General features: G+C 48.3%; 26 protein-coding genes. 21 read left to right on the top strand and 5 right to left on the bottom strand.

All coding sequences use genetic code 11. The annotated features are described in order from the left end of the window. Positions 1-74 precede the first annotated feature (74 nt). The 18 genes from ACZ439_RS02760 (at position 75) to ACZ439_RS02675 (ending at position 16,092) form a co-directional block, all read left to right on the top strand. Complete coding sequence (locus ACZ439_RS02760) at positions 75-1,658, top strand: long-chain-fatty-acid--CoA ligase (protein WP_464620595.1); 1,584 nt, start codon at positions 75-77, stop codon at positions 1,656-1,658. Between the two features lie 220 nt (positions 1,659-1,878). Further along, complete coding sequence (locus ACZ439_RS02755) at positions 1,879-2,757, top strand: alpha/beta fold hydrolase (protein WP_127605617.1); 879 nt, start codon at positions 1,879-1,881, stop codon at positions 2,755-2,757. 354 nt (positions 2,758-3,111) lie between these two features. Then, entirely contained in the window at positions 3,112-3,726 is a 615-nt protein-coding gene (locus ACZ439_RS02750; protein ID WP_464620594.1) for a TetR/AcrR family transcriptional regulator, read from the top strand. A 25-nt stretch (positions 3,727-3,751) separates the two neighbouring features. After that, on the top strand, positions 3,752-3,943 hold the full coding sequence (locus tag ACZ439_RS02745) for a hypothetical protein (RefSeq protein WP_054795259.1): 192 nt from the start codon (positions 3,752-3,754) through the stop codon (positions 3,941-3,943). 78 nt (positions 3,944-4,021) lie between these two features. After that, positions 4,022-5,248, top strand: coding sequence for a hypothetical protein (locus ACZ439_RS02740; RefSeq protein ID WP_464620593.1), 1,227 nt, complete (start codon positions 4,022-4,024; stop codon positions 5,246-5,248). A gap of 429 nt (positions 5,249-5,677) precedes the next feature. After that, complete coding sequence (locus tag ACZ439_RS02735; RefSeq protein WP_054795257.1) at positions 5,678-6,541, top strand: alpha/beta fold hydrolase; 864 nt, start codon at positions 5,678-5,680, stop codon at positions 6,539-6,541. A 2-nt stretch (positions 6,542-6,543) separates the two neighbouring features. Beyond that, positions 6,544-8,004, top strand: coding sequence for a 4-hydroxyphenylacetate 3-hydroxylase family protein (locus tag ACZ439_RS02730; protein ID WP_464620592.1), 1,461 nt, complete (start codon positions 6,544-6,546; stop codon positions 8,002-8,004). 13 nt (positions 8,005-8,017) lie between these two features. Next, entirely contained in the window at positions 8,018-8,806 is a 789-nt protein-coding gene (locus tag ACZ439_RS02725) for an SDR family oxidoreductase (protein ID WP_054795256.1), read from the top strand. Between the two features lie 17 nt (positions 8,807-8,823). Beyond that, the gene (locus ACZ439_RS02720; RefSeq protein ID WP_464620591.1) at positions 8,824-9,342 is read left to right on the top strand and encodes a cupin domain-containing protein; all 519 of its coding nucleotides are present in this window, start codon (positions 8,824-8,826) and stop codon (positions 9,340-9,342) included. A gap of 13 nt (positions 9,343-9,355) precedes the next feature. Beyond that, positions 9,356-10,237, top strand: a complete 882-nt coding sequence (locus ACZ439_RS02715; RefSeq protein ID WP_464620590.1) for a VOC family protein — start codon at positions 9,356-9,358, stop codon at positions 10,235-10,237. Continuing rightward, a complete protein-coding gene (locus tag ACZ439_RS02710; protein WP_054799065.1) occupies positions 10,234-10,497 on the top strand; it encodes a hypothetical protein in 264 nt (87 codons plus the stop codon). The genes ACZ439_RS02715 and ACZ439_RS02710 overlap by 4 nt, the downstream gene beginning before the upstream one ends. 13 nt (positions 10,498-10,510) lie before the next feature. Beyond that, positions 10,511-11,452: a 3,4-dihydroxyphenylacetate 2,3-dioxygenase gene (gene hpaD / locus ACZ439_RS02705; RefSeq protein ID WP_464620589.1), complete on the top strand. Its 942-nt coding sequence runs from the start codon at positions 10,511-10,513 to the stop codon at positions 11,450-11,452. Positions 11,453-11,953: 501 nt separating this feature from the next. Then, entirely contained in the window at positions 11,954-13,300 is a 1,347-nt protein-coding gene (locus tag ACZ439_RS02700; RefSeq protein WP_127605599.1) for an aromatic ring-hydroxylating oxygenase subunit alpha, read from the top strand. Between the two features lie 48 nt (positions 13,301-13,348). Further along, positions 13,349-13,867: an aromatic-ring-hydroxylating dioxygenase subunit beta gene (locus tag ACZ439_RS02695; protein WP_054799067.1), complete on the top strand. Its 519-nt coding sequence runs from the start codon at positions 13,349-13,351 to the stop codon at positions 13,865-13,867. A 59-nt stretch (positions 13,868-13,926) separates the two neighbouring features. Beyond that, positions 13,927-14,694 carry an SDR family NAD(P)-dependent oxidoreductase gene (locus ACZ439_RS02690; protein WP_127605597.1) on the top strand — a complete coding sequence of 256 codons (768 nt, stop codon included), beginning with the start codon at positions 13,927-13,929 and terminating at the stop codon, positions 14,692-14,694. 23 nt (positions 14,695-14,717) lie between these two features. Beyond that, entirely contained in the window at positions 14,718-14,975 is a 258-nt protein-coding gene (locus ACZ439_RS02685; RefSeq protein WP_127605595.1) for a YciI family protein, read from the top strand. 52 nt (positions 14,976-15,027) lie between these two features. After that, positions 15,028-15,234: a hypothetical protein gene (locus tag ACZ439_RS02680; protein ID WP_054795247.1), complete on the top strand. Its 207-nt coding sequence runs from the start codon at positions 15,028-15,030 to the stop codon at positions 15,232-15,234. Positions 15,235-15,402: 168 nt separating this feature from the next. Continuing rightward, complete coding sequence (locus ACZ439_RS02675; RefSeq protein WP_236595944.1) at positions 15,403-16,092, top strand: GntR family transcriptional regulator; 690 nt, start codon at positions 15,403-15,405, stop codon at positions 16,090-16,092. On the opposite strand, the gene ACZ439_RS02670 is transcribed toward ACZ439_RS02675, so the two are convergent. Then, complete coding sequence (locus tag ACZ439_RS02670) at positions 16,073-16,870, bottom strand: exodeoxyribonuclease III (protein ID WP_054795245.1); 798 nt, start codon at positions 16,868-16,870, stop codon at positions 16,073-16,075. The genes ACZ439_RS02675 and ACZ439_RS02670 overlap by 20 nt on opposite strands. Positions 16,871-17,010: 140 nt before the next feature. Here ACZ439_RS02670 and ACZ439_RS02665 point away from each other — a divergent pair, with 140 nt between their 5' ends. The 3 genes from ACZ439_RS02665 to ACZ439_RS02655 all read left to right on the top strand — a co-directional run bounded on the left by ACZ439_RS02665 (position 17,011) and on the right by ACZ439_RS02655 (position 17,904). Beyond that, positions 17,011-17,178, top strand: coding sequence for a XapX domain-containing protein (locus tag ACZ439_RS02665; RefSeq protein WP_127605591.1), 168 nt, complete (start codon positions 17,011-17,013; stop codon positions 17,176-17,178). A 76-nt stretch (positions 17,179-17,254) separates the two neighbouring features. Continuing rightward, a complete protein-coding gene (locus ACZ439_RS02660; RefSeq protein ID WP_127605589.1) occupies positions 17,255-17,413 on the top strand; it encodes an anti-repressor SinI family protein in 159 nt (52 codons plus the stop codon). A 155-nt stretch (positions 17,414-17,568) separates the two neighbouring features. Beyond that, positions 17,569-17,904, top strand: coding sequence for a helix-turn-helix domain-containing protein (locus ACZ439_RS02655; RefSeq protein ID WP_054795244.1), 336 nt, complete (start codon positions 17,569-17,571; stop codon positions 17,902-17,904). A gap of 122 nt (positions 17,905-18,026) precedes the next feature. On the opposite strand, the gene ACZ439_RS02650 is transcribed toward ACZ439_RS02655, so the two are convergent. From ACZ439_RS02650 to ACZ439_RS02635, 4 genes are all read right to left on the bottom strand, one after another. Beyond that, positions 18,027-20,252 (bottom strand): hypothetical protein, encoded by a 2,226-nt coding sequence (locus tag ACZ439_RS02650; protein WP_464620588.1) that lies wholly within the window; start codon positions 20,250-20,252, stop codon positions 18,027-18,029. Positions 20,253-20,283: 31 nt separating this feature from the next. Beyond that, positions 20,284-21,090 carry a response regulator transcription factor gene (locus tag ACZ439_RS02645; protein WP_054795243.1) on the bottom strand — a complete coding sequence of 269 codons (807 nt, stop codon included), beginning with the start codon at positions 21,088-21,090 and terminating at the stop codon, positions 20,284-20,286. Between the two features lie 70 nt (positions 21,091-21,160). Then, positions 21,161-22,621, bottom strand: a complete 1,461-nt coding sequence (locus tag ACZ439_RS02640; RefSeq protein ID WP_127605585.1) for a glycosyltransferase family 2 protein — start codon at positions 22,619-22,621, stop codon at positions 21,161-21,163. 13 nt (positions 22,622-22,634) lie between these two features. Continuing rightward, complete coding sequence (locus ACZ439_RS02635) at positions 22,635-23,831, bottom strand: HEAT repeat domain-containing protein (protein ID WP_141334015.1); 1,197 nt, start codon at positions 23,829-23,831, stop codon at positions 22,635-22,637. Positions 23,832-23,839: the final 8 nt, after the last annotated feature.

Here is a 23,839-nt window from a genome sequence, read left to right as displayed (position 1 = left end):
GTTCTCGGTTGAATTGAAAGTGCTTACATTGTCTGTTATGGTTGGTAGATACCAGAGCATAGGGGGAAGTTCCCATGTATAAATATGAGTATGACTTATCGGTTGCGCAAGTATTTGAACGGGCATATAAACGGAATCCGGCGAAAGAAGTCATTTTCGACCGGACGCGAAGAATGACATACGAGGAGCTTTGGAACGAGTCGAGATATATGGCCGCCGCTCTTCGTGATCTGAACGTCGGGAAGGGCGACAAGTTAGCTGTCTGTTTGCCCAATTGGCACGAGTTTGTGGTCGTCTATCTTGCTGCGGCGTTTCTGGGTGCAGTCATCGTTCCTTGTAACACCAGGTACCAGCAGCATGAAGTAGTATATATACTGACGAACTCCGGCGCGAAGATTGCCTTTTGTACGAAAGAATTCAGTGGTGTTCCTCACGCTGATCAGTTTACACAAGCGAAAAATATGGTTAACAGTCTGAACCAGATCGTATCGGTACGCTTCGAACAGGAAGGGCTCATATCCTATCAACGATTGATAGAAAGAGGCAAAAACTCCTTGTTCGTACCCGAAGACATTCAACCCAAAGACGATGTCTTTGCTATTTTGTATACGTCTGGAACGACGGGTAGACCGAAAGGAGCGATGCTGACACATTCCAATATCGCTCACACCGGTACAATTTCGGCGGAAGCCATGAAATGTACGCCGGAGGATGTTTTTCTTATTGCGGTCCCGGTTTTTCATGTTTTCGGAATTACGCCGAGTATTCTAAGTACGTTCGCTTGTGCGGGGAGCATGGTGCTCGTAGATCAGTATAAAGCCAAGGATGTGCTCGAACTGATCCAGCAAGAGCGGGTGACGGTGCATAACGGCGTACCGACGATGTTTATTTTAGAGTTGAATCATCCGGATTTTGCTTCCTTTGACCTTTCTTCCTTGCGAACGGGCATTATCGCTGCGGCTCCATGTCCGGTGGAAGTCGTCAAACGGATTCGCTCGGAAATGGGATGCAATATTGTAGTCGCATACGGATTGACCGAAACTTCGCCGACTTTAACGATTACCGATTTTAATGACGACGATATGATTCGATCCGAGACCGTCGGCAAGGTGCTGCCTGGTGCGGAGGTCAAAATTGTTGACCCCCGCAGGGTACCGGTCGGTCCGGGAGTAGTTGGAGAACTGGCTTGCAGAGGTTTTGGCGTGATGAAAGGTTATTACAACATGCCTGAGGCCACTCAAGCGGCAATCCATCAAGAAGGGTGGTTTTATTCAGGTGATCTGGCAACCATGGACGAACAGGGTTATATCCGGATTGTCGGGAGAATCAAAGAAATGATTATTCGCGGAGGATACAACATCTATCCGAGGGAAATCGAAGAAATTTTATATGGCCATCCTTCCGTCATGGAGGCGGCCGTCGTCGGTCTGCCCGATACTGTGCTGGGCGAAATTTCATGCGCTGCCATTCGTGTCAGAAGCGGAGAGCAGCTGCAAACGGAAGAGATTAAAAATTACATCAAATCGAAAGTTGCCGATTACAAGGTTCCCGACAAGTTCGTTTTTGTCGATGCGCTTCCGATGACGGCTAGCGGGAAAATCAAAAAAATCGATCTTCAACAACAACTAAAAACGGAATTGGAGGATCAACTGCGGTGAAAATGAGAACGATGAAACGGCACGATACACTCCTTGCCGGGTAGCCTCCTGATATTTTAAGTACCTCGTCCTTTGGGCCGGCAAGCTCAGGACAACACTTATAACTCCAAGAGGCCTTTTTTATGTTCAAATTGTATTTTTCTTCCTTACAGGTATGCTGACCGTTGCTATAATGATATAATCTGAAGGACGAACTAATAAAAACGCCTGAGGTGTTTCAGTGAGCGTACCTGCCATTTATAAAAGCGAAGAAGGAAAGAAAAAAATCTTAAACGATTATGAGTCGTACCTGAAGCGATTTCATGTTGAATTTGAAAGAGTGTTCGTAGACACGCGCTTTGGTCGAACGCATACCTTAGTGACAGGGCCTGTTGACGGAAAACCCGTCTTTATCTTTCAGGGCGGCAATTGCATTAACCCGATGACGTTATCCTGGTTTTCATCCTTGTTTGGGGAGTATCGGATTTACGCTCCAGACACAATCGGGCATCCGGGCTACAGTGCGGAAACAAGAATGTCAGCTAAAGATGACAGTTTTGCATTATGGGTTTCCGATTTAATGGAGCATTTTGGAGTTGACAAAAGTGCATTTATCGGCCCTTCTTATGGCGCGGGCATCATACTAAGAATAGCAGCGTTTCTGCCGGAGAAAATTGCATGCTCGGTCTTGGTCGCTCCGTCTGGATTGAAGTTAGGCTCCAAAATGAAAATGATACAGAAAATCTTAATTCCCATGATAGGGTTTACTATCAGCTCATCGCAAAAGCAATTGCAAAAAATAGCGGATACGATGTCTTTCAACAGCATGAAGGAAATAGATAAAAACATAATCGGCGACATTTTTACACATGTAAAATTAGAACAAGACATGCCGAAAATAACCGAAAAAAGAGAGCTTGTGAATTACTCCTCTCCTACTATGGTGCTAGCAGGTACAAAGGATATATTCTTCCCAAGTGAAAAGGTGATCGCGGCCGCAGAAGCGATCATACCCAACTTAGCGGCAGCAACCGTCTATGAAATGGGCCATTTCCCGTCGGAACCATTTCTGCAAAAAATAAATAGCGATATCAAGCAGTTCTTAACGGTCTACTATTAAAGCCATAATTAAACGAGCTGTCTAATTCCCTCCAACCGACGTCGAATCAATGGCTGTTGTAATGGCAGTTGCATGGGAACGCATTCCGGCGTATAAACAGACACCTCCGAAGCATCATAAAATGCTCCGGGGTGTCTTTTTGTGATTTGTGGTTTGACATTCGCTTACGCATCCGTGCTTTCCTCTCCAAAGTCGTCATGTTTGTCCTGATCATGGTTGTTCCGCGAGTATGCGTATAGATCATTGACAAAATTTGAAAGATGTGATAAAACTAACTGATTAGTTATGTGAATTCATAGTTAGTTTTTCTGTTCAAATGTTAACTTATCGTTCAATAATTGAAGAGGTGCCTATATGGAAAGGAATCGAACGAAAAAAGGGGAGTTAAGCCGCATTCGATTATTGGAGGCTGCGACTCAACAATTTGCTCTGAACGGGTACTTTACTACAAAAATAAGCGACATCGTAAAAGCTGCGGGACTCACGCAAGCCGCATTTTATTTGTATTTCCCGAGCAAGGATGCGATTTTTTCCGAACTGGTCAATGAATATCGAATGCGCTTAAAGGTTCTGGCCAATGCAGGGAGTCTGGTAACACCACTGCCAAGCTCTGACGTTCCAGAGCAAGTAAAGGAAAATTTAAAAAATTTGTTCTTATTTCTTAATGCTTCCCCTGAGCTGACCAAAATTGCACTTTATGATTCGCCTGATAGCGAACAAATCAAAAAAGAAATGATGGACATGATCATTCATAACTTACGCAGCAACCAGGAAGCGGGGCACGTCCGAAAAGACCTGCCGATCGAGGTGGCCGCAGAATGTATGGTTGCCATGCTCGAACGAATGGTCACCAAGATTGTGAACGAAGAAACAAATCCGGTTTCCCTTGCAAATGACATAACTGACATCATACTTTATGGAATTTTATCGCATCGAAAAGATGATGATCATGCCAAAGACTGCATGTAGAGAAAAGACGAAAAGAGGGTTGTAGATGCGAATTAAAGTCGAATTGTCTATTGGTGGTCAAATAGCAAAGGTAGATGAACTCGTGCTCGAGGAAAACAAGCTTGGCGAGCTCATGGACGAAGAGGTCGAACAAGCGATCGAAATGAATATCCGCAACTGGGTGGATAAGATGATCAGCATTCATTGGGAAGTCGTAGAGAAAGACGAAACGCAATAACAGGACTGAATGGTGCGAGACACCGCACGTAACTTTTCAGTTGAATTTTCGTCTAAATAGGGAAAGGAGGTGAGTGATATGACCAAATGGTTCATCTTGCTGCTGGCCACAGCCATGGCCGTCCTGTCCGGACCGCAGCTCTCTCACGCAGAGCAGGAGCTCGCCGCGCCAAGCGTTATGCCTTATGTAACCTTGCTTGACGACTTTACGCTGTATGCAAGCAGCGAGACAAGACCGGATGAGGCCATCGGCGCGCTGAGTGCCCTCCAATCGGTACATCTAGCCCCGATCGAAAGCAGCAGGCTGCTTGACATCACACGTATGGATAAGGTGCGGGTTGAGACGTGGCTTGGCGAAGCATGGATTAACTTGAAGGAAGGCTCCTACAAGTACGGCAAGCTGGAGCTTCAGGAGCAGACGCTGACTTTACTTGAACAGGAGACCCCAATATATGATTCACCGATGAAAATGACAGCGTATGGACTTTCTCCGCAACAGGTTCAGGCGGTTGCTTCCATCAGCGTGTGCGATCCTTACACCCCCTGCTATACGAACGCGAACGATAAGTGGTATTTGATCCAGACCTCCTGGCTTGGAAACAAATGGATTCGTCCGTATCATTTTGCCGAGAAATACAAAGGGGATCCGGTCGAAGGCATGATCGCGATTGCTCAGGAGAGCGAGGTGTACCTATTTCCCTTCGATAATCCGATGACTGACGAGCCAAAGCTGCCTCCTCAGGTGGCGAAGCCTGTCGCGAAGTATATTCAGCAGACGCGCATGGTTCCTCCAAGCGTCTGGTACCAGATCGATACCCCGAAAGGACTGAGATGGATCCACCTTGACTCTTATGGGTACGGATTTGAGGGTGTAGAAAGCGTCGACCTTAAGCTGGACATTCCCGTCCCATTCTACTATTACAGGTCACCCTTCGACTACTACGCGGAGCCATCGGAGCAGCAGCAGCCGCAAGCCGTTCATGCGATTGGCCGAAGAGACGGCTGGTACTTCGTGCTAGCGGACGATTCAGGCAAGTGGATCAACCCGGCCAAGGAAATCGCCTCGCAGTTGACAGGGGATTTTGAGAACGATGCCAAGCTCGGAGTGAAGCAGAGTAATGCCCGCCTCGACCTGACCGAATCATCGATTGCACTCGATACGCCTTATGTAGACAGTTCGTTGCTGAACAACGCGCTAACCTTCACACCGCAAACCGTTACCGCTTCACGCGTATGGACGTCCCCTAACGGGGAGTCCTGGTATTACATCCATACGTGGCAGGGCCCTAAATGGGTACGGCCCTGAGCAGGCGTAATCCCCGTGCGCGGACACTTCATATTTCTCATGAAATGTATGTTTTACGCAAGTATTTCAGTTGGATCATGATCACACAACTATGTAGTGATGTCCGCCAAAGAAGCTGGTTAAATACCGTGAGGGCTGCCACATGGCAGTCCTTTGCTGCGCTAACGGACAGACCTCAGCCTCATTATAGCGCTTTCTATTCAATTGAAAATTCAAAAACCGGTTGACAACAAACAACTAAGATATTAGTATATCAGATATAAGGAGGTGATGTGGCCTCACTATAGGAAAATACCAAAAGGAAAGCAGGTGTTATCAAAGCAGAGCATTAATCGATACCCGCGTTCAGCAGAAAAAAGCGGTTGCATAGAAAAGGAAATTATGGTATTCTATTACTAAGATACTAGTATACCAAAAATGAGGTGAACCATGGGAGAGAAGGTCGGCATGTGGTCACAATTAGCGGGTGTCCCTTTAAAACAGGACTATATCAATGTAAAAGGAATTAGAACGCGCATATTGGAAGCAGGAGAAGGAGATCCTCTCATCTTCGTTCACGGTACGGGTGGACATCTTGAAGCATATGCCAGGAACATAGGGAGACTGTCGGAAGACTTCAGGGTAATCGCTTACGATATGGTTGGACACGGATATAGTGACAAACCTGATAGACCGTACACCATCGATTATTTGAGTGATCATCTGGTTGGTCTGGCGGAGGCTTTGGGATTGCAGAAATTCAATCTATCCGGGGAGTCATTGGGAGGATGGGTCGCGGCTTGGACAGCCGCTCATTACCCGGATCTGGTCGATAAAGTGATTCTAAACACTCCCGGTAATATTACCAATAAGCCGGAAGTCATGAAGAAAGTAAAAGATTCCACAATTAGCGCTGTAGTGGAAGCGACTTATGAAAATGTAAGATCGCGGTTGGAGTGGTTGTTTCTTGATAAGAGTTTTGTGACGGATGAACTGGTGAACATTCGTTATCAGATATATACCCAACGGGAGTTTAAAAGGGCAATCTACAATATTGTGTGTCTGCAGGATTGGGAAGTCAGGAAAGATTATGCCTGGGGGCCTGAATGGTGCGGAAAGATCAAGTGTCCAACTTTGCTGTTATGGACAGATAACGATCCCACAGGGACGGTTGATGAAGCATTCATATTAAAGTCATGGATACCTAGCAGCCAGTTATATGTAATCAGCGAAGCCGGCCACTGGCCGCAATGGGAGAAGCCTGGAGAGTTCAATGACGTACATCACAGATTTCTTAAGGAAGGAAGATTGTAAACATGGGGGCAAGAAGAGGAACGGACTATATACAAAGGTTGAAGGACAATCCTCCGGAAACTTGGATCGGCAATGAACAAGTAAAGGATCCAACAACCCATCCGCTTGTAGCGCCGGCTGTAAAATCGATAGCAAGACTGTATGATTCACAATGGGAAAAGGATAAGCGTTCTTATATGTTGTCGAAATCACCTAAAACGGGCGACCTAATCGGTACCTCTTTTCTTGTACCGAAGTCGAAGGAAGATCTGGTCCGCCGCCGGTTGATGCATAAAGATTGGGCGGAAGAAACGTTTGGGATGATGGGGCGCTCCACTGATTTTATGAGCGCCATGCTGACAGCATGGTATATCCATGCGGATTTCTTTGGCCCTTACGCGGATAATGCCCGGAATTATTTTGAATATGTACGGGAAAATGATTTGTATTTAACCCATGTGCTGATAGATCCTCAGGTAGATCGCGGTAAGGCGCCGTCTGAACAGCCGGATGAATTCACATATCTGGGAGTCGTAAGAGAAACGGATGCCGGTATTATTGTTCGCGGGGCCAAAATGCTGGCTACCGCAGGCCCATATGCGGATGAGATGCTTGTGTGGCCGTTCCATTTGCGAAAACCAACCGAAAAAGATTACAAATATGCAATTTCCTTCGCGCTTCCTCTAAACACCCCCGGCGTACGATTAATTGCCCGAGAGTCTTTCGTCCGCCAATCCGTATTTGACCATCCGTTGGCTTCGCGGTTTGATGAACTGGATAGTGTAGTTGTATTTGATGATGTGCTGGTTCCATGGGAGCGAGTGTTCATCTATCAGGATGTTGAACGTGTAAACACGATTTGGAAACTAAATTCAAACGCATTTACGGGGCATCAATCCGCTATCCGTTTGCAAGCTAAGCTGCAGTTCCTGGCTGGACTCGTCATGAGAGCGACCGAAATGGTGAATACCAATCAATTTCCTCATGTTCAGGATATGATAGGTGAAATAACCACCTATATTGAATTAATTAGAGCAGCGGTACATTCTTCAGAAGCTACCAGCGAACAAAGTCCTGACGGCATCTTTTTACCGAATGTTACTCCTTTGTATGCGATTCGAAATTCGGGTAACCGTTGGTACCCCCGCGTCAGGGAGATCATTCAGTTTGTGGTCGCAGGCGGGTTGATGTATCAACCGGCAAGTGTGGATGTGTTTAATAGTCCGATTGCAAGTGATGTCCGCAAGTATTATCGGGGAGCCGAAGTGACAGCCGAAGAGAAAGTGAAGCTGTTCAAAGCCGCTGCGGAGATTGCTGTTTCAGACTTTGGATCTCGCCATGAATTATATGAGCGCTTCTATGCAGGGGATCCGATGTTCCTGCGTATTCAAACACAATATTCCGGTTATGACAAACGGGAACCTTTGGCTCTGGTAGACAAAATGCTTGCATCGTATGGGATTGAAAATAACAGCAAATTATAGGTGGGATATGCATATGGATTTAAAAGGAAAGAAAGCGTTGGTCACAGCTTCAAGCTCAGGTATTGGTAGAGGGATTGCGGAACGGCTTGCAAAAGAGGGAGCTACCGTATTTTTAAGCGGTATTGAAAGGGATCTGCTTCCACAAACAGCACAGGAAATTCACAGGGAAACAGGTTCGCAAGTGTTTTACCAACCCTCCGATTTCACAAATCCGGCTTCGGTAGATGAATTGGCGAGCGCAGCAATTGCCGAAATGGGCGGCATTGACATCCTTGTCTACAATACCGGAGGCCCAAAACCGGGCAGCTTTCTCAACTTGAGCAGTTCCGATTGGGATTTCTCTTATCGTCTAATTCTGGATGCTGCAATTCGTCTGACAAGAGCGGTGCTGCCTGGCATGCAGGAAAATCAGTGGGGACGTTTAATATATATGACATCATCCTCTGTGATTCGTCCGCTGCCTAACCTTCACTTGTCCAATGTAATGCGGGCTGGTGTTAAAGCGCTTTCAGAATCGCTCGCTTGCGAAGTAGGGCCTTACGGCGTGACAACTAATGTGATTGCGCCAGCTCATATCGATACGGATCGCATCCGGCAAATCGCTGATTACAGAGCGAAACAAGCAGGGATACCTCTGGAAGAGGTTCTTAGGCAAGACCAGGAGAGCATTCCTGTCGGACGGTTCGGCAAGCCGGATGATGTGGCCTCCCTCGTAGCATTTCTTGCTTCGGAGCACGCTTCCTTCATAACAGGTCAAACCCATGTTATTGACGGGGGGTTCACCATTGTAAGTCCACTCTGAACTGGGGAGGTAAAGAAATGCATCATGGGAACAAACCGACAAGCGAACAAAAACTGAATTCTTTCTTTGCCAATTTAAAAAAGTTGAAACAGCGTGACCATCAAGAAATTTCTTCCGATGGTCTGGTCGTGCACTCCGAAGACGCAATTTGGCTTGATAGCCAAGCAACAGGGAACCCAAGTGAAATTGGAATTTTAGTAGATATTCCTGCCAAATCGTTGGAATTTTATTTGCAAAAAATACCGGCAAACAGCAGTTCAGATCTGCAGCGTCATGTTCATGAATCGGTCCATTATGTAATCGAAGGGGAAGGCTATTCGGAAATCGGTAATCAGGTTGTAACGTGGTCAAAGGGAGATTTTGTTTATACTCCTCCATGGATTTGGCATCGACACTATAATCCGCATTCTGCTGAAGTACAAATGCTGTTGGTTGAAAACTCCAGAGCCTTGGACGCACTTGACGCTAATCGCCGGGAAAGTCTAGGGATGGTTAGTTTTGAACAATATTTTAAAAATAATAGCGTGAAAAATTAAGGAGGTATAGGAAATGGGGATTTTTAAATTTGCCAACGGAACAATTAATGTCATCGATTTAGCAAAATCAATTGAATTCTACCGCGATATTATCGGATTGCATGAAATTGCAAGAGAGAAAGATACGGTTTATTTCGGCTGTGGGGCTGATCATAACTATGACCTAGCCATTAAACAAGGTGGAACAGGTTTAGACCTTTTTGCACTGCAGGTAGTGAACGAAGAGGATCTCGGCTATTTTGAGAAAAAACTGTCATCACTGGGCGTACCCAGTCAACGTTTGACGGATCCGGAACCAGGGAAAAAGGCAGCGCTGCGGTTTACGGCCCCCTCGAATCACCAAATGGAACTGGTACTTCTGGATCACCGGCCCAAATACATTCATCCTGTAGTGGGCAATAAAGGAAGCAGAGGTCTTGGTTTGCTGGATGCCGATCATATCACGGTACATACCAAGGACGTCAACGGATTTGTGCAATTTTTGAAAGATGCTCTTGATTTTAGCGTCTCCGATGTGTTCGAGCCGGCGCCCGGCATATGGGGAGCAGCGTGGACGCATGCTTCCGATTACCATCATGACGTGGCTGCGATAGGCACTCCGGAACATACGACCCTGCATCATTACGCATTTCAGGTAAACGGTTTAGAGGATATGAAGCGGGCCGCAGATTTGCTCGCGCAGGCCGGTTATAAAATTGAAGTTGGTCCGGGAAGACATTCGGTAGGCGGCAATCTGTATACGTATTTTATGGATCCGAGCGGAAACCGAATGGAGCTGTCTGCTGAAATGCCAAGAGCGGATCACGCTATTTCCCATAGAGTGTGGGAGGATTTCCCGACCGCATTCAGTTCATGGGGGGCATTTCCAGTCGAATCATTCGGTAAGGGGTCTTGAGGCATTTAATTGAAATTCATGGAGAAACAAAACCGCAGTGTATTTGGACTCAAACCTGTAATCGCCTTCATTTTGATCGATTGGATTGGCCTAACATCGGTTTGGTGCTTGAAAGAAACGGTAATGTTACCGGTACGGCTGCTGGTGCAGCCGTGCTGGGACACCCGGCCCGTGCGGATGCTTGGTTAGCCAATAAATGGTCGGAATATTTGATTATAGAAGATCAATTCGCCAAAATTATAATTGCCCATGTGGCGTGAAGGAGACAGTAGGATGATTTTACGACTGGGACACACGGAACTTTTCGTTACCGATTTGGAAAAGGCCAGGGAATTTTATGTTGATGTATTGGGCTTTCGCGAACATGATTCTGACAAGCAGCATATATACTTGCGGGGGGTAGACGAGTTCGATACCCATACGCTTACGCTTACGAAAAATAGCTACAGTGGACTAGGTCATTTCGCTCTGCGGGTTTCGGATCCTGAAGATTTGGAACGATTGGCTTACCATCACAAAAAATTGGGAATTCCGTATACGAGGGTACCCGATGGTGCCGAGCCGGGGCAAGGTGCTTCATTGCGAATCGTGGAACCGAACGGACATCCGATTGAATTTTACCACGACATGCAACAAATTGATATATTTGACGAAACCGGGCGGTTAAAAAGATTGCCGATGCGTTTTACTCATACGGATAAAGGAATTCCACCGCTGCGGATCGATCATGTCAATTTGCGTGTAGCCAGTGTTGACAAGGCATTAAATTACTGGAGAGACGAATTGAATTTTAGTGTTTCTGAATATGTGGAGCGGGACGGAGAAACTTTCGCAGCGTGGACCCGGCGTTTCCCTGGTACGCACGATGTCGCACTTGTGAAAGCAAGCGGAGCGGCATTGCATCATGTGGCGTACACGGTGCAGGGGCCGGCTGAAATTATTCGAACCGCCGATCTGATGGCTGATGCCGGCTATCAAGATTCGATTGAATACGGACCGGGACGACACGGTTTGAGCAATGCGTTCTTCTTGTACATCCGCGATCCGGATGGGAATAGAATGGAAATTTATACCGGGGATTATTTACGGGATCTAGATATGCCGCCTGTAAAATGGACCTGGGAGGATTACAGCACCAGAGGAAGACTTTGGTGGGGAGCCGCTCATCCTGAACGATTCCAGGAAACAAGACCGGTCAACCAGAATTGGCTGTAACAGGCAGCAGGCTGCTGAGATATCCGTTCATTTCACTCTTACGTTTTCCTTGCTGAAAATTAAGACGTTAGGAGGGTTCGGCGCTGGGCTTTGTGTTTCTCTTCCATTGGTTCCCGAGCGGGGTCGTGCCATAGCAGCCGGTTGGTCATATATTGACTATCTATATCCATCTATGTATAATGAAATTATTGAAGTTGTAAGCGCATACACAATCTCCCGAAACGTTCTAATATTCTAGTATTTCAACCAACTCGCAATTGCTCAACAAACAACAAACAACAAGCAACCCCAGCGCAGGAACCACCGCCAGCACGATCGCTGTCTTACACTACCTTCACAGCAGTATTCTACACACTCAACCAAGCCGCACGCTAAAGTCAGCAAGCAAAGAACAGCTATCCATATCGGAATCCAAGAAAATTAATAACCGATTTAAGATTCTAGAATCTGAACTTAAGTCAAAACGTAATCCGTTGATGAAGAGAAGGGAGCGATTAACAAGTGACAATTCCAAAAAAAGTGGGCGAAGATGTTTGTTTATCGGATGGTACAAAGGTTAAAGATTTGTTGGATTTGGATGAAGGGTATATCTCATCGCGAGTCATCGGTGATCCCGAAATTCATCAGATGGAAATTGAAAAAATATTTTCCAAAATATGGATTCCTGTTGCTCATGAATCTGAAATACCGAATAAAGGCGATTATGTCTTGAGATTTATTGGAAACGAAGAGGTGATTGTTTCGCGTTCAGAGGCGGGTGTCGTCAACATTGTACTGAACGCTTGTACGCATAGAGGTTCTCCTGTATGCCGCTCGGAAATGGGAAACTCTTCCCATTTCAGATGTCCTTACCATGGATTTACGTTTAAACAGAATGGAGATCTCATCGGAGTTCCGGCCCATAAGGAGGCCTTCGGTGATGGCTTTGATAAAAGTCAGTACAGTCTGGTAAAGGCGAGGGCCGCCACCTATGCAGGGCTTATTTTTGGGACCTTTAACGAATCAGCTCCTCCTTTAGAAGAGCAGCTGGGAAGCTTGAAGTGGTACCTGGATATGATGCTGCAGCACACGAATGAGGGCATGGAAGTGATCGGAGCACCACAGCGTTGGACCGTAAAGTCGAACTGGAAGCTAGGTGCCGACAACTTTGTTGGGGATGCTTATCATACATTTATGACCCACCAGTCAGCTGTGCAATTAAAGCTTGTTCCGAGTGGGGATCCGAAGTTTGCGTTCTATGGCGTACATGTTTCTTGCGAGAATGGAAATGGTCTTGGATTGATCGGCGGTCCACCCGAATATGAGCTTCCGCCTTTCTACGGCGTTCCCCAAGATATCGTCGAAAAGATTGAACAGAAATTAACACCTGAACATCAAAAAGCGTTTAGACGACTCGCTTATATTCATGGAAACATATACCCGAACATGTCGTTTGGATATTTCTCTTGGGCAACGGAAGATGGAAAGCATCCGGGTTCCTATTTGACATTAAGACAATGGGTACCGAAAGGACCACATGAAATGGAAGTCTTCTCTTGGGTGCTTGTCGAGAAAGAAGCACCCGATTGGTGGAAAGAGCTTGCAAGAGAGACGTATGTCCGAACATTTGGATCGAGTGGTATGCTGGAACAAGATGATACGGAAATGTGGAAAAACATTACTCGGGCCACCAAGGGATATATAGCGCAATCGAAATTAAAATTTATTTATCGCATGGGTATTGATCGAAAGCCCGAGCAAGGCGATTGGCCAGGGCCAGGAACGGTTTATCAAGGGGATTACAGCGAGGCTAACCAATTGAACATTTGGCATCAATGGCAAAAATTATTGACCGACAGCAATGAATGATCATCTTTCAACACCAATTGGAAAATAACATGCAGAGGAGGAGAGTACATGCATTCTACCAGCATTAGAATTGGAAATCCTGTTTATTTCGAAATTGTGGAATTTCTACAAAATGAAGCAGAAGTACTGGACAGCGGGGACTTTCGGGAATGGTTAAACATGTTAGATCAAGAGATTCAGTACATCATGCCTGTAAGGACGAATCGCGAGCGAGTACACGGAGAAGGTTTTATTGGAAATATGTATCACTTTGAGGAGAACTTTGCTTCTCTGAGGAAAAGGGTAGAGCGGTTTGAGACGGAATTTGCTTGGGCGGAAGATCCGCCGTCTCGTACAAGAAGGTTTATCAATAATGTTCGTGTCGAGCAAACGGCTGAACATGAATTTAAAGTAAAGAGCTACCTTCTTCTAACCCGCAGCCGTGGTAACGAACCTGAATATGGCCTTATTACTTGTGTTCGTAACGACATCCTGACGCGTGCCGGGCAAGAAATTAAATTAAAAACAAGAGAAATACTGATCGATCAAACGACATTAGGGATGGACAATATAGCGGTCTTTTTCTAAATCTGATGGTTCAGCAATGATTCTGAGATTGGATATGAATCCACTGGGAGGAACCGAAGTTGACAAATCGATTAGCAAACAAAGTCGCGTTTATTACGGGGGCAGCAGGAGGTCAAGGGCGAGCGGCGGCAGTTGTTTTTGCCCGTGAAGGAGCGAAAGTGGCGGCCATCGACATGGATGCGAATGGTCTCCAGGAAACGGTCAGGCTAGTAAGCGAAGCAGGTGGTGAAGCCATCGCTATTGAATGCGATGTTACCCATGAAGAACAAGTCAAGCAAGCGATTCAAAAGACGGTGGATGCTTTTGGGAAGTTGACTACGATTTACAACAATGCAGGGATTGCTCATAAAAACTTTATGATATCGGTAGAAGACACAAGTGTGGAAGAATGGGATAAAATTCAAAATGTAAATACAAGAGGGTTGTTCTTTGTATCGAAGTATGGCATTGCTGAACTATTACGCGCAGGCGGTGGAACTATAATCAATACAGCATCCACAGCTGCCTTAATCAACAGTCCAGGCGGTCCTTCCTATTCCGCATCTAAGGGAGCCATCATTTCGTTTACGCGTCAAGTCGCTGCATCCTATGCGAGAAAAGGGATTCGCGCTAACGTCATTGCCCCGGGGTATGTAATTACAGCGATGACGAAGGCCATGGAAGAAGTTTTGCCAGAGTTAGACAAAGTGGCTTCCGAAGCAACTCCCCTTGGCAGAGGAGCACAGCCGGAAGAAATTGCGAATATTGCTCTTTTCCTGGCTTCCGACGAATCTTCGTTTGTCACAGGTTCTGTGATTGTCGCCGATGGAGGATTGACGATCGTTTAAAACCAGTTAAGGGAGTGGTTTCCATGTGGTTAGTTCAATTAGGTATAAAAAAATCGATGGATCAAATCGATCCGACATGGTTTGAACAACATAATAACCGCAATCAACAATTACGCGAAAAAGGCGTCATAGCGGCTAACGGGCCCTTTGCCGATGGAAGCGGCGGTTGTATTGTTTACAACTGCTCAAAAGAGGAATTTGTGTCTATTATCGAATCCGACCCCTTAGTTGTCAATGGCGTTGTTGACTACGAGTACAAGGAATGGAACGCTGCGTTTTAAGCGAAATCAGTAGCGGTCTGTACTTGCGTAACTCATAGAAAGGAGGAGGAAAATGCCAGCCGAACCGCAAATTATAGTGGGTAATGAGTTTACCCAAGTGCTCATTAAGAAGGTATATACAAGAAACGGAGAGAGGTTGGAAATTACTTCGCCAAAGTTAAATCAATCGATTCTACTCGATCCGTTAGCCCTTGAAAGCTTGACCTGGCAGGAGCCTGAAGTGTTTACGGAATTTTTAGCTAAACCATTCGGTAAATAAGGCTAAATATGAACAAGTAGCCGTGTCCTTCGTAGATCTCTTTAGATCTACAGGACACGGTTTACTATTATTGACATAAATTACCTTAATTTGAGAAATTTATGATAAAGAGTTATAATATCCTATTATGTTGAGAAGTTTTACATGGAGGACGTCGCAGTGAATAAAATGGACCTATCCTTGTCCAAAACCATTCGAACCTATGAATATATAAAAGATGGCCTGAAGTCCGGAAGATGGGTTTTTGGGGATGAAATATCGGTTGTTGAAGTAGCAGATGAGCTTGAGGTTTCCAGGCGTCCTGTCATCGATGCTCTAAAGAAACTGGAAGCGGAGTATTTTGTTGAAATTGTTCCGCAAACCGGGTGTCGTGTAAAGAAGTATTCACAGGATGAAATGGCTGACCATTTTTTGACGGTTATGGCCCTGGAGGGAATGGCAGCTTATTTGGCTGCACAAAGAAGAGAAGACCGGGAGGTCAATGAATTATATTTGATCAATGAACAACTGGAAAAAGTGATTAATGAAAGATTTTCCAGGGATAGGTATTTTCATGAGAACCGGGAACTGCATTATGTGATTTTGAAAATGTCCAGATCGGAAAAGCTGTTAAGTATGACGAAGAGTCAATGGGATTTAAATGATTTTTTCCTTTGCAACATCCCTTTATTTGAACAAAATCTAAACCGTACAATCACTGAGCATGAGATGATCATTGAAAAGATTGCAGATAAAGACGCTGTAGGTGCACGGACATTAATGGAAACGCATATTCATACCTTTGCAACACTCGTTCAAAAGAAAATCGTGCCGAACTCAGCGGGCTCGAGATCGTCGGCTACTGATTCACAACGCTGACCGGACCGGCACCCTCGTTCAAGTTATCTGCGATTGTCAGGATAACAGGGCAATGATCGCTGCCTGTAACATGGGCATCAATCTGTGCGTCAAGTAAGGAGGGAGCAAGTCTTGAAGAGGCGAGGAAGTAATCGATTCGCCATCCGATATTCCGCTCTCTCACCTTAGGCATATGCGACCACCATGTATAGGCATCTGCCTGGTCGGGGTAGAAATGTCTGAAGGTGTCGATAAAGCCGGCATCCAGCAATTGGGTCATTTTGCTTCGTTCTTCCGGGGTAAAGCCAGAGTTGTTACGATTGGACTTCGCGTTCTTGAGGTCAATCTCGTGGTGGGCCACATTGAGATCACCACAAATAATAACAGGCTTATGTGCATCCAACTGCTGAAGGTAGCTTCGGAACCGGTCTTCCCATTCCAGTCGATATTCCAGCCTGGACAGATCGCGTCTTGCATTCGGCGTGTATACATTGACTAAATAGAAGGCGTCGAACTCCAGCGTGATGATCCGCCCCTCAGGTTCTTGATCCTCCTCCAAGCCGAATCGTACGGAAAGCGGTTTGATCTTTGTTAATACAGCAGTTCCGGAATACCCCTTCTTAACGGCGTAATTCCAATACTGATCATACGCCGTACCATATTCCAGACGAATTTGCCCTTCTTGCAGTTTCGTTTCTTGAATACAGAATATATCGGCGTCCATTTTTGTAAAGTAGTCGTTAAATCCTTTATTCACACACGCCCTTAAACCGTTAACATTCCATGATACCAGCTTCATTGTCGTTCATCTCCTTGCAGCGCACGTTTCTAGTAGTATATCATATTTAGACATGCCCACGGTTGCATGGATAGTAAAAAGGATATGATATCTATAACATCGAATTTCAAATCAAGTCGGTTGATAATGGAGTGAGCAGAATGAGAGAATGGATACTGGCCCTGCTGGCAGGGCTTATCGTTGGATGCATTTTTAAGCTGCTCAAATTACCGCTTCCAGCCCCGCCTGTCCTGCCCGGGATACTGGGCATCGTAGGCATATATTTGGGCGGTATCCTCACGCAGCGCTTGTTGGAATGGTTGAAATGATAGACCCGCGTAAAATAGAACTTGGACACGAATAGTATGGTGCGTCAAGTTACCGGAAATCTGGAGGGACCGGGCTATGTCCGTAAAACAAACGCTTGTACCCAACAAGAACCTGGACGAGAACTGGGTCTACCTGATGATCGCAGCTCGCGATTCAGGGCTTTCCACGGAGGAAGTCCGGCAATTTTTCCGCGAATGCAAACAAAACGAAGATGATGATGAGCTGAAACGTTAACTTCAAGAGAGAAAAAAGCTGCGCAGGTAAACAAAATTTTTTTAACCTGTATTGATAGCGCTTACATGGTTATGATATAAAAAATAATCATCCACACTATGAACATTTTTTGTTAAAATATTGTTATACTGCAGGATGACAAAGGGGTCACTACCATGATTGGCAAGAAAGTCAAGCAGCTGCGCTTGGAACAAGGCTTTACCCTTACCGAATTGGCAGAGAAAGCGGGGGTAGCGAAATCCTATTTGAGCTCGATCGAACGCGAGGTCCAGTCGAATCCATCGATCCAGTTTCTTGAAAAGATTAGTGCGGTGTTGGGCGTTCCGCTGGAAACGTTTATTCAACATCACCCCCATCCTCATGAGCAGTTGGATGAGGAATGGCTTGGTCTGGTAAGAGAGGCCATGGATTCGGGCATCAGCAAAGAGCAGTTTGTGGAATTTTTGGAGTATAACAAGTGGCGCAACAGGCAGAAACGCTCCGAGGAATGATAGAGATAAAGCTGGTGCGGGCGAGTGAATGGTTGTACCAATGCCCCTATAACCTATGAGTTTCCGCTCATCGGCTATGGGGGCATTTTTGCTGCTTTAAGCTGTGCGCCGGTAAAGTACGGCTATGGTTGGGGAACGTGATCATCAATCTGATGAAAAGCGTCCTTCATCAGGTCGTAGCTTTTCTTGAGGCGCTCGACGTACTGGACCTTGTTCCAGGCAGGCCATGTATAGGCCGGCAGCTTGGAGACAGGGTATTCGGCGCCGGCGTCTTTCACCAATCCGCGGACGGAACCGTCCGAGCGCTGAACGATCCAAGGAAGCAAGCGAATCCCTTGGGTTGTCGTGGCTGCCAGTTTACCATCCTTCTCGCCGTAGCTCATGACCTGCAGGGAACTGGGGTCGGTGAAACCGAGCAACATCCAGGGGATACGCATCTCTACGACGCTGCCCTTGGCCTGCCACATGGTTAAGGAATTGAAGTCCGCCGAGGCCGGATCCGTCGATCCGCGCTTCAGCATCCCGGCAGGTACATCCTGAAACGGATTGTACCGGGTGGAATCCGGCGGAATCTGCTCCAGACCCACGGCCAGCTTCCACGGGTTAAATATACCGGAATCGTCTTTCATGTCCTCGGGCTTGACCTTCAGCATCCCATACTGATTGCCGTATAACCGGGTGTGAAAATCGTAGTTAGATGCGATCTTCACTTGGCTTTCATTGTCTTTTCCGAGCTCAATGAGCGTTTCCAGCCCTTCGTCGAGCTTGGCTCCGCCCAGTTCCTTCGCATGCCGGTTGCCGCCGGGAATCGTATCGACGCCGAAGTAGAGCTTCTCGCGCTCCGGATCAAACGGCTGCTCCAGCTCGCCCGCGATGTAGACGTAGGCCTCGTCATGGGTCATCCAAATGGATTTCCATCCCGGATAGCCGCCCGCGAGCGTTCGCTTCTCGTCCTCTTTAAGCGATTGCCAGTCGCTTGCGTCTCCGTCGATTTGGAGCGTCCCGGCCTTGCCGGACATCTCGGCCACCAGCCCGAAATGTTGTTCGTTCGTCAAGACGTTGTTCCACAGCTTGCGGCGGCTTTGCGGGATTTCGAAGTGCATCGTGTTCCAGGTGCGCTTAAACCACTCGTCCTGCCAGGAGAAGACGATACCTCCCGCCATGCCTGCGCTTGCAATATCCTGCAGGAGAGAGGCGTTGATCTGTCCCTGCTGCGTCTCGTCATGCCCTCCTTGATGCCGGTCTTTATTGGCCAGATGTCCGATTCCCAAAGAGGAAGGAACGCCGAATTCCGTAATCATAACCGGCATGTCCTTATGGTAGGCCTTCAACTTGGTCAAATAGCTTAAGTAGGTGTTGGCCGTTCCGTCCTTGTCCTTCATATCCATCAGCGTTTGATCCAAGAGGAAAAAGTCGGGATAATAAGGATAAGCGTGAAAGGATGCAAAATATCCGGCAGGCCAGTTGTGCGCATTCAGGCGGGTCGCATCGACGCTTACCATATCCTCTTGAACGAGGACCTCGCCGGGATGCTTGAGCGGATCGGTTGTAACCCAATTCGTAAAGGTCAACGGATGCTTCCAACCGTTCTCCGACTCCAGCACCGCCAAATGGTCGAGCATTTCCGCAAGCCAGTTCTCAAAAGGGGAAGCGTTCGGTTTAGCGGAAATGTGGGTGCCTTGGAAGCCGGTCTTGTCTTTATGCAGGTCGTTGGTATTCTGAACCATCTTCGGATCCCATTCCGTCCCGATATGCCACGCCAGCAAATAAGGGCCGGCATTGTAACGGTAGGAGCCGGTCGCCTTGCCGAGCCGCTCCGGAATATCGGCGGTCCCGTACACCGCTCCTACGGCGTAGGTGATTTCGCTTTGAAACTCCGAGTAAATCGCTTCGAGGTAGGCGTCTTTTGATTCGATCAGCTCATCTTCCGGAGTCCATACGCCCTGAATGAAATAGAGCGGCTGGTCCGCATGACGCTGGTTGTATTCCACAAGCGCTTGATAAAAAACCGGCGTTAGAATCGTATATACCCGAATCGTATTGGCGCCGAGCTCTTGAATTTGTTTGAACCATTCCAAATACTTTTCCTTGCTGATCGGCAGCTCGCCCGGGTCATGCCCGGGAAGCGCAGCACCCACATTGACTCCTTTGACAAAAAAAGGAGTCCATTGCTGCTTATCGTACATCTCGATGTGATCCCCCAGCGTACGGAACTTGATTTGCGATCCGTCCGCGCTTTGGACGCTCTCCACTTTCTTGGTTGGCCAGTAATGCCAGACCAGGAAAAAGGCGACGGACAGCAAGGCAAAGCGCATCAGCCAGGCGATGGGTGAAGTGTTCCCTTTCATGGGCACGAACTCCTTTTATCCACAAGCTAAGTTAGGCGAGCAGCCGCCTGAGGCGCGCTTCAAGCTCCATGGGTGAGAATGGCTTCTTGATCACATCGGCGGCGCCCAGGTCAAAGCATTTGCAAATATCCTGCTCGACGGTAAGGTCGGTCAGCACGACAACTTTGCACGCCCGGCTCTGGGTTTGCCGGATGCGGTGTATCACCTGGTAGCCGTCGAGTGCAGGCAGCGCCAGCTCTGTGATGACCAGGTCCGGCTGGACCGATTCCACGAGCCGGAGCCCTTCCATGCCGTCATGTGCTGGACGGACATCGTATCCTTGAAGTCCGAGCCGGACGTTCAGGAAATCGAGCAAATCGGCGTTCGGATCGATCATCACGACCGTCGGTGGTTCCGGGGATTGAAGCTGGCCCTGATAAACGGCGATGTCCGATTGTTCTTTCTCATCCAGCAAAGCCAGGAAGTCGATCAAGGTTTCATCGGAAGCGGGAGCGCTCTCCGGGAAGCTGGCAACGGCCATGGCGCCGTTTAACAGTCCGGCATCCTGCAGGTAAGCCTTGACCGACAGAGACACGAAATGGGTGAAAGCCAGCGATTGCCCCGGCAGCAGGATAGTCAATGTCCCTTCATCCGTTTCGTAATTGGCTATAACGGCCAGGTTCTCGTTCTCCTTGGCCAGACGTGTCTCCAAATCCTGAAGCCATATCGGGCTGATGCCGTGCGTTGAAGCTGCGATCAGTCCGCACTCCGTCCAAGGGACGGCTGCTTGAAGGACGCTGTTCATTCGATTGGTTAGACGTTGTGACAAGCGGGAACCGGTTAATAACGCATTGTTCATTGTTCTTTCACTCCATTTCCATTCATATTGAGGTGGCGATCATACGCACATATAGGGGAGCGGCCGTCCATTAGACGGCCTGTGCTTTGGTAGTCTTTTTTGAGGAAGAGGATCCGGCCTGATGGGCCGCTTCATCCTGCCAGCTGCGGCGTACCATGTTGCCCCAAGCATTATTGCGGCGAATATAATCCCACAGTCCGAGCAGCTTCCAGAGTGCATTGATTTGATCGTAACCGACCGCCATTACCACCGATAACCCGATCATGCGCAGCAGGTCGTACGTGCGAATGGGGCGGCGGAAAGCCAATTGTTCAATCAACAGCGACCCGCACGTAAAGATCATGCCAATAAGCAGATTGACCAGCAGGAAGATAAGGAGCACCGGCAGCTGTGTCATGTCCAGCAATACGTATCCCGCGAGCGCCGCCAAACCGGACAGCCGGACAAAAGGATTCAGAATCTCGTACACGATGGTGTAGGGCAGGGATAACCAGCCGATCACCTTGTACTTCGGAATGAACAGCATCGCGCGGAATCGGCTGACGTTCCATAAGCTGCCGCGGATCCAGCGGCGGCGCTGGGCGCTGAGCACCTTCAGCGTATCGGGCGCCTGCGTCCAGCAGACGGCGTCCGGACAAAACACGATCCGGTAGGGCAAATTGCGGTCCAGCATATATTTGTGAAGCTTGATCACGATGTTCATGTCCTCGCCGGGACAGTCCTCTTGATAGCCGCCCACTTTGACCAAGTAATCTTTGCGAAACAGGCCGAAGGCCCCGGACACGATAAGCAGCCCGTTCATAGCGCTCCAGCCGATCCGGCCGCCGAGGAAGGCTTTCATATACTCGACATATTGAAGGGCGGGAAGCCATTTGTTCGACAGCCGGACCGACAGCACGCGGCCGTCCTCAATGGTACTCCCGTTCGCGATCCGGACATTGCCCCCGACAGCAATATGCTGCTCGGGGTTTTCCATATAGACTTTAACCAATCGGATCAAGGCGTCTTTTTCCAGCAGGCTGTCGGCATCGATGGTGGAGACCAGCGGATATTTAGCAACATTAATACCGGCATTCAGCGCATCGGCTTTACCGCCGTTCGCTTTGTCGATGACGACCAGTCTGGGATAGAGGGGGTTGCGGTACGCTCCCCGGATCGGTTTGGATTGCACCAGAGGACGGAAGCCGGTCAGACGGGTCGGCTTCAATTCGAACGTATCCACCAGTACTTGAAGCGTCCGGTCGGCTGAGCCGTCATTGATGACGACGACTTCATACATGGGAAATTCCAGCGTCATTAAGGAACGCACGCTCTCGATGATGGTCAGCTCCTCATTATAGGAGGGGACCAGAATCGATACGGGAGGGACGTATTCCGAGCCTGCCAGCTCCCGGAAGCGCGAGTTCATGGTGCTTTTGACAATGGAGAGTATCTTCTGATGGGAGATCGCGAGTATGAATAAGTGCAGTAAACTGGATCCGATAATCAGATAAAAGGCAATGATTCCGTAGTTCAGCAAAAACGATCTCATCCGGGTCCCCTTTCTACGAGCTGATCCGGGGCCTATGGGATGGCCGGGACGCGCCGTGTTCACCAAGTGTTCGCCGGAAAATGAAATTCAGCCGGTTGTAGTGAGGCATTTGCAGCGCCTCCTGTGAAGCCGAAACCTCCGCTTGGTTCAGCTCTTCATGCACAGCCTCCCAGGCGGACTCGCGGGAGGCTCCGTTCTCGGAGCTGCAGGCCGTCTCGCACAATGCCTCAAAACCGGCGGAGCCGAGCTTGGATAAGCTTCTGGCGCTGTAATAGCGGACCCACCATTCCTCGTCGGCCATACTGCGGGTGAGCGCTTCGAGATAAAAGTCAAGCTGCTGTTCGCCCACGGCCTTGGCCGCAGCGGCACGGATTTCCCAATCCGGATGGCGGATCAGCTCGCCGATTCGCTCGAGCGGCAGCAGGTGAGGATACTGCAGGAACATTTTTGCCGCTTTGACCCGGATTTCTTTATGCCCGGACATGATCAACCGGTCCAATGCGCCGAACACATGCGGATCGTTTCGTCCGGAAAGACTGATCAAAGCCACCGTGAGCACCACTTCGTTATTTTCGCTGCGAAGCAGCTCGGCAAAGAGCGGTGCCGGATCTAAGGAAGAAGAGGCGATAGTATCGGCGATAAGCTGATGAGCCTTGGGATGGTGTTCGGTAAGCAGCTGCATCAGGCGGCGCAAATCCTCGAGCGTTGCGGCGCACTTGGCGGCGGCGCGTCCGACGACGAATGCGGTCGGTTCGCTGCCTTCCCGTTCCAAGAGATTCAGCAGTTCACCGGTACATTCGGCCGCCCGCATGACACCCAAATGATAAGCGGCTTCCATGCGTACCCCGTGCCTGGAGCTGCGCAGCCGCTGACGCTCCAGCTCCACAAGTCCCAGATCCCGGCAAAGGGCGGTAAGCTTGCCCCGCTGCTCGCCGTCGATCGCCTCGATCCACTGCAGCAGCTTCGACTGAATGGCTTTCAGCTCTACGGGGGTCAAACGCCCGGGGGGCGGGAACAGCGCGTCCGCCCCGTGCATGTTGGCGCTAAGGTAAGTAAAGTAATCCTGATGCTTTTCCAGGCTTTGTTTCATTCGTTCGGCGATGGTCCTGTGCCGGCTCCGCAGCAGGAATAGTGCGGTAAAACCGCCGGCGATCGTCAAGCTCAAAGCGGTCAACACGGAGTCGGCCTGGTCTAATGGCTCCATCCACATACGGTTTA

The organism is Paenibacillus sp. JCM 9796 (genome assembly GCF_055379675.1).
Note: the sequence above shows the minus strand (reverse complement) of the source record. Positions and strands in the feature narration are given on the sequence as shown.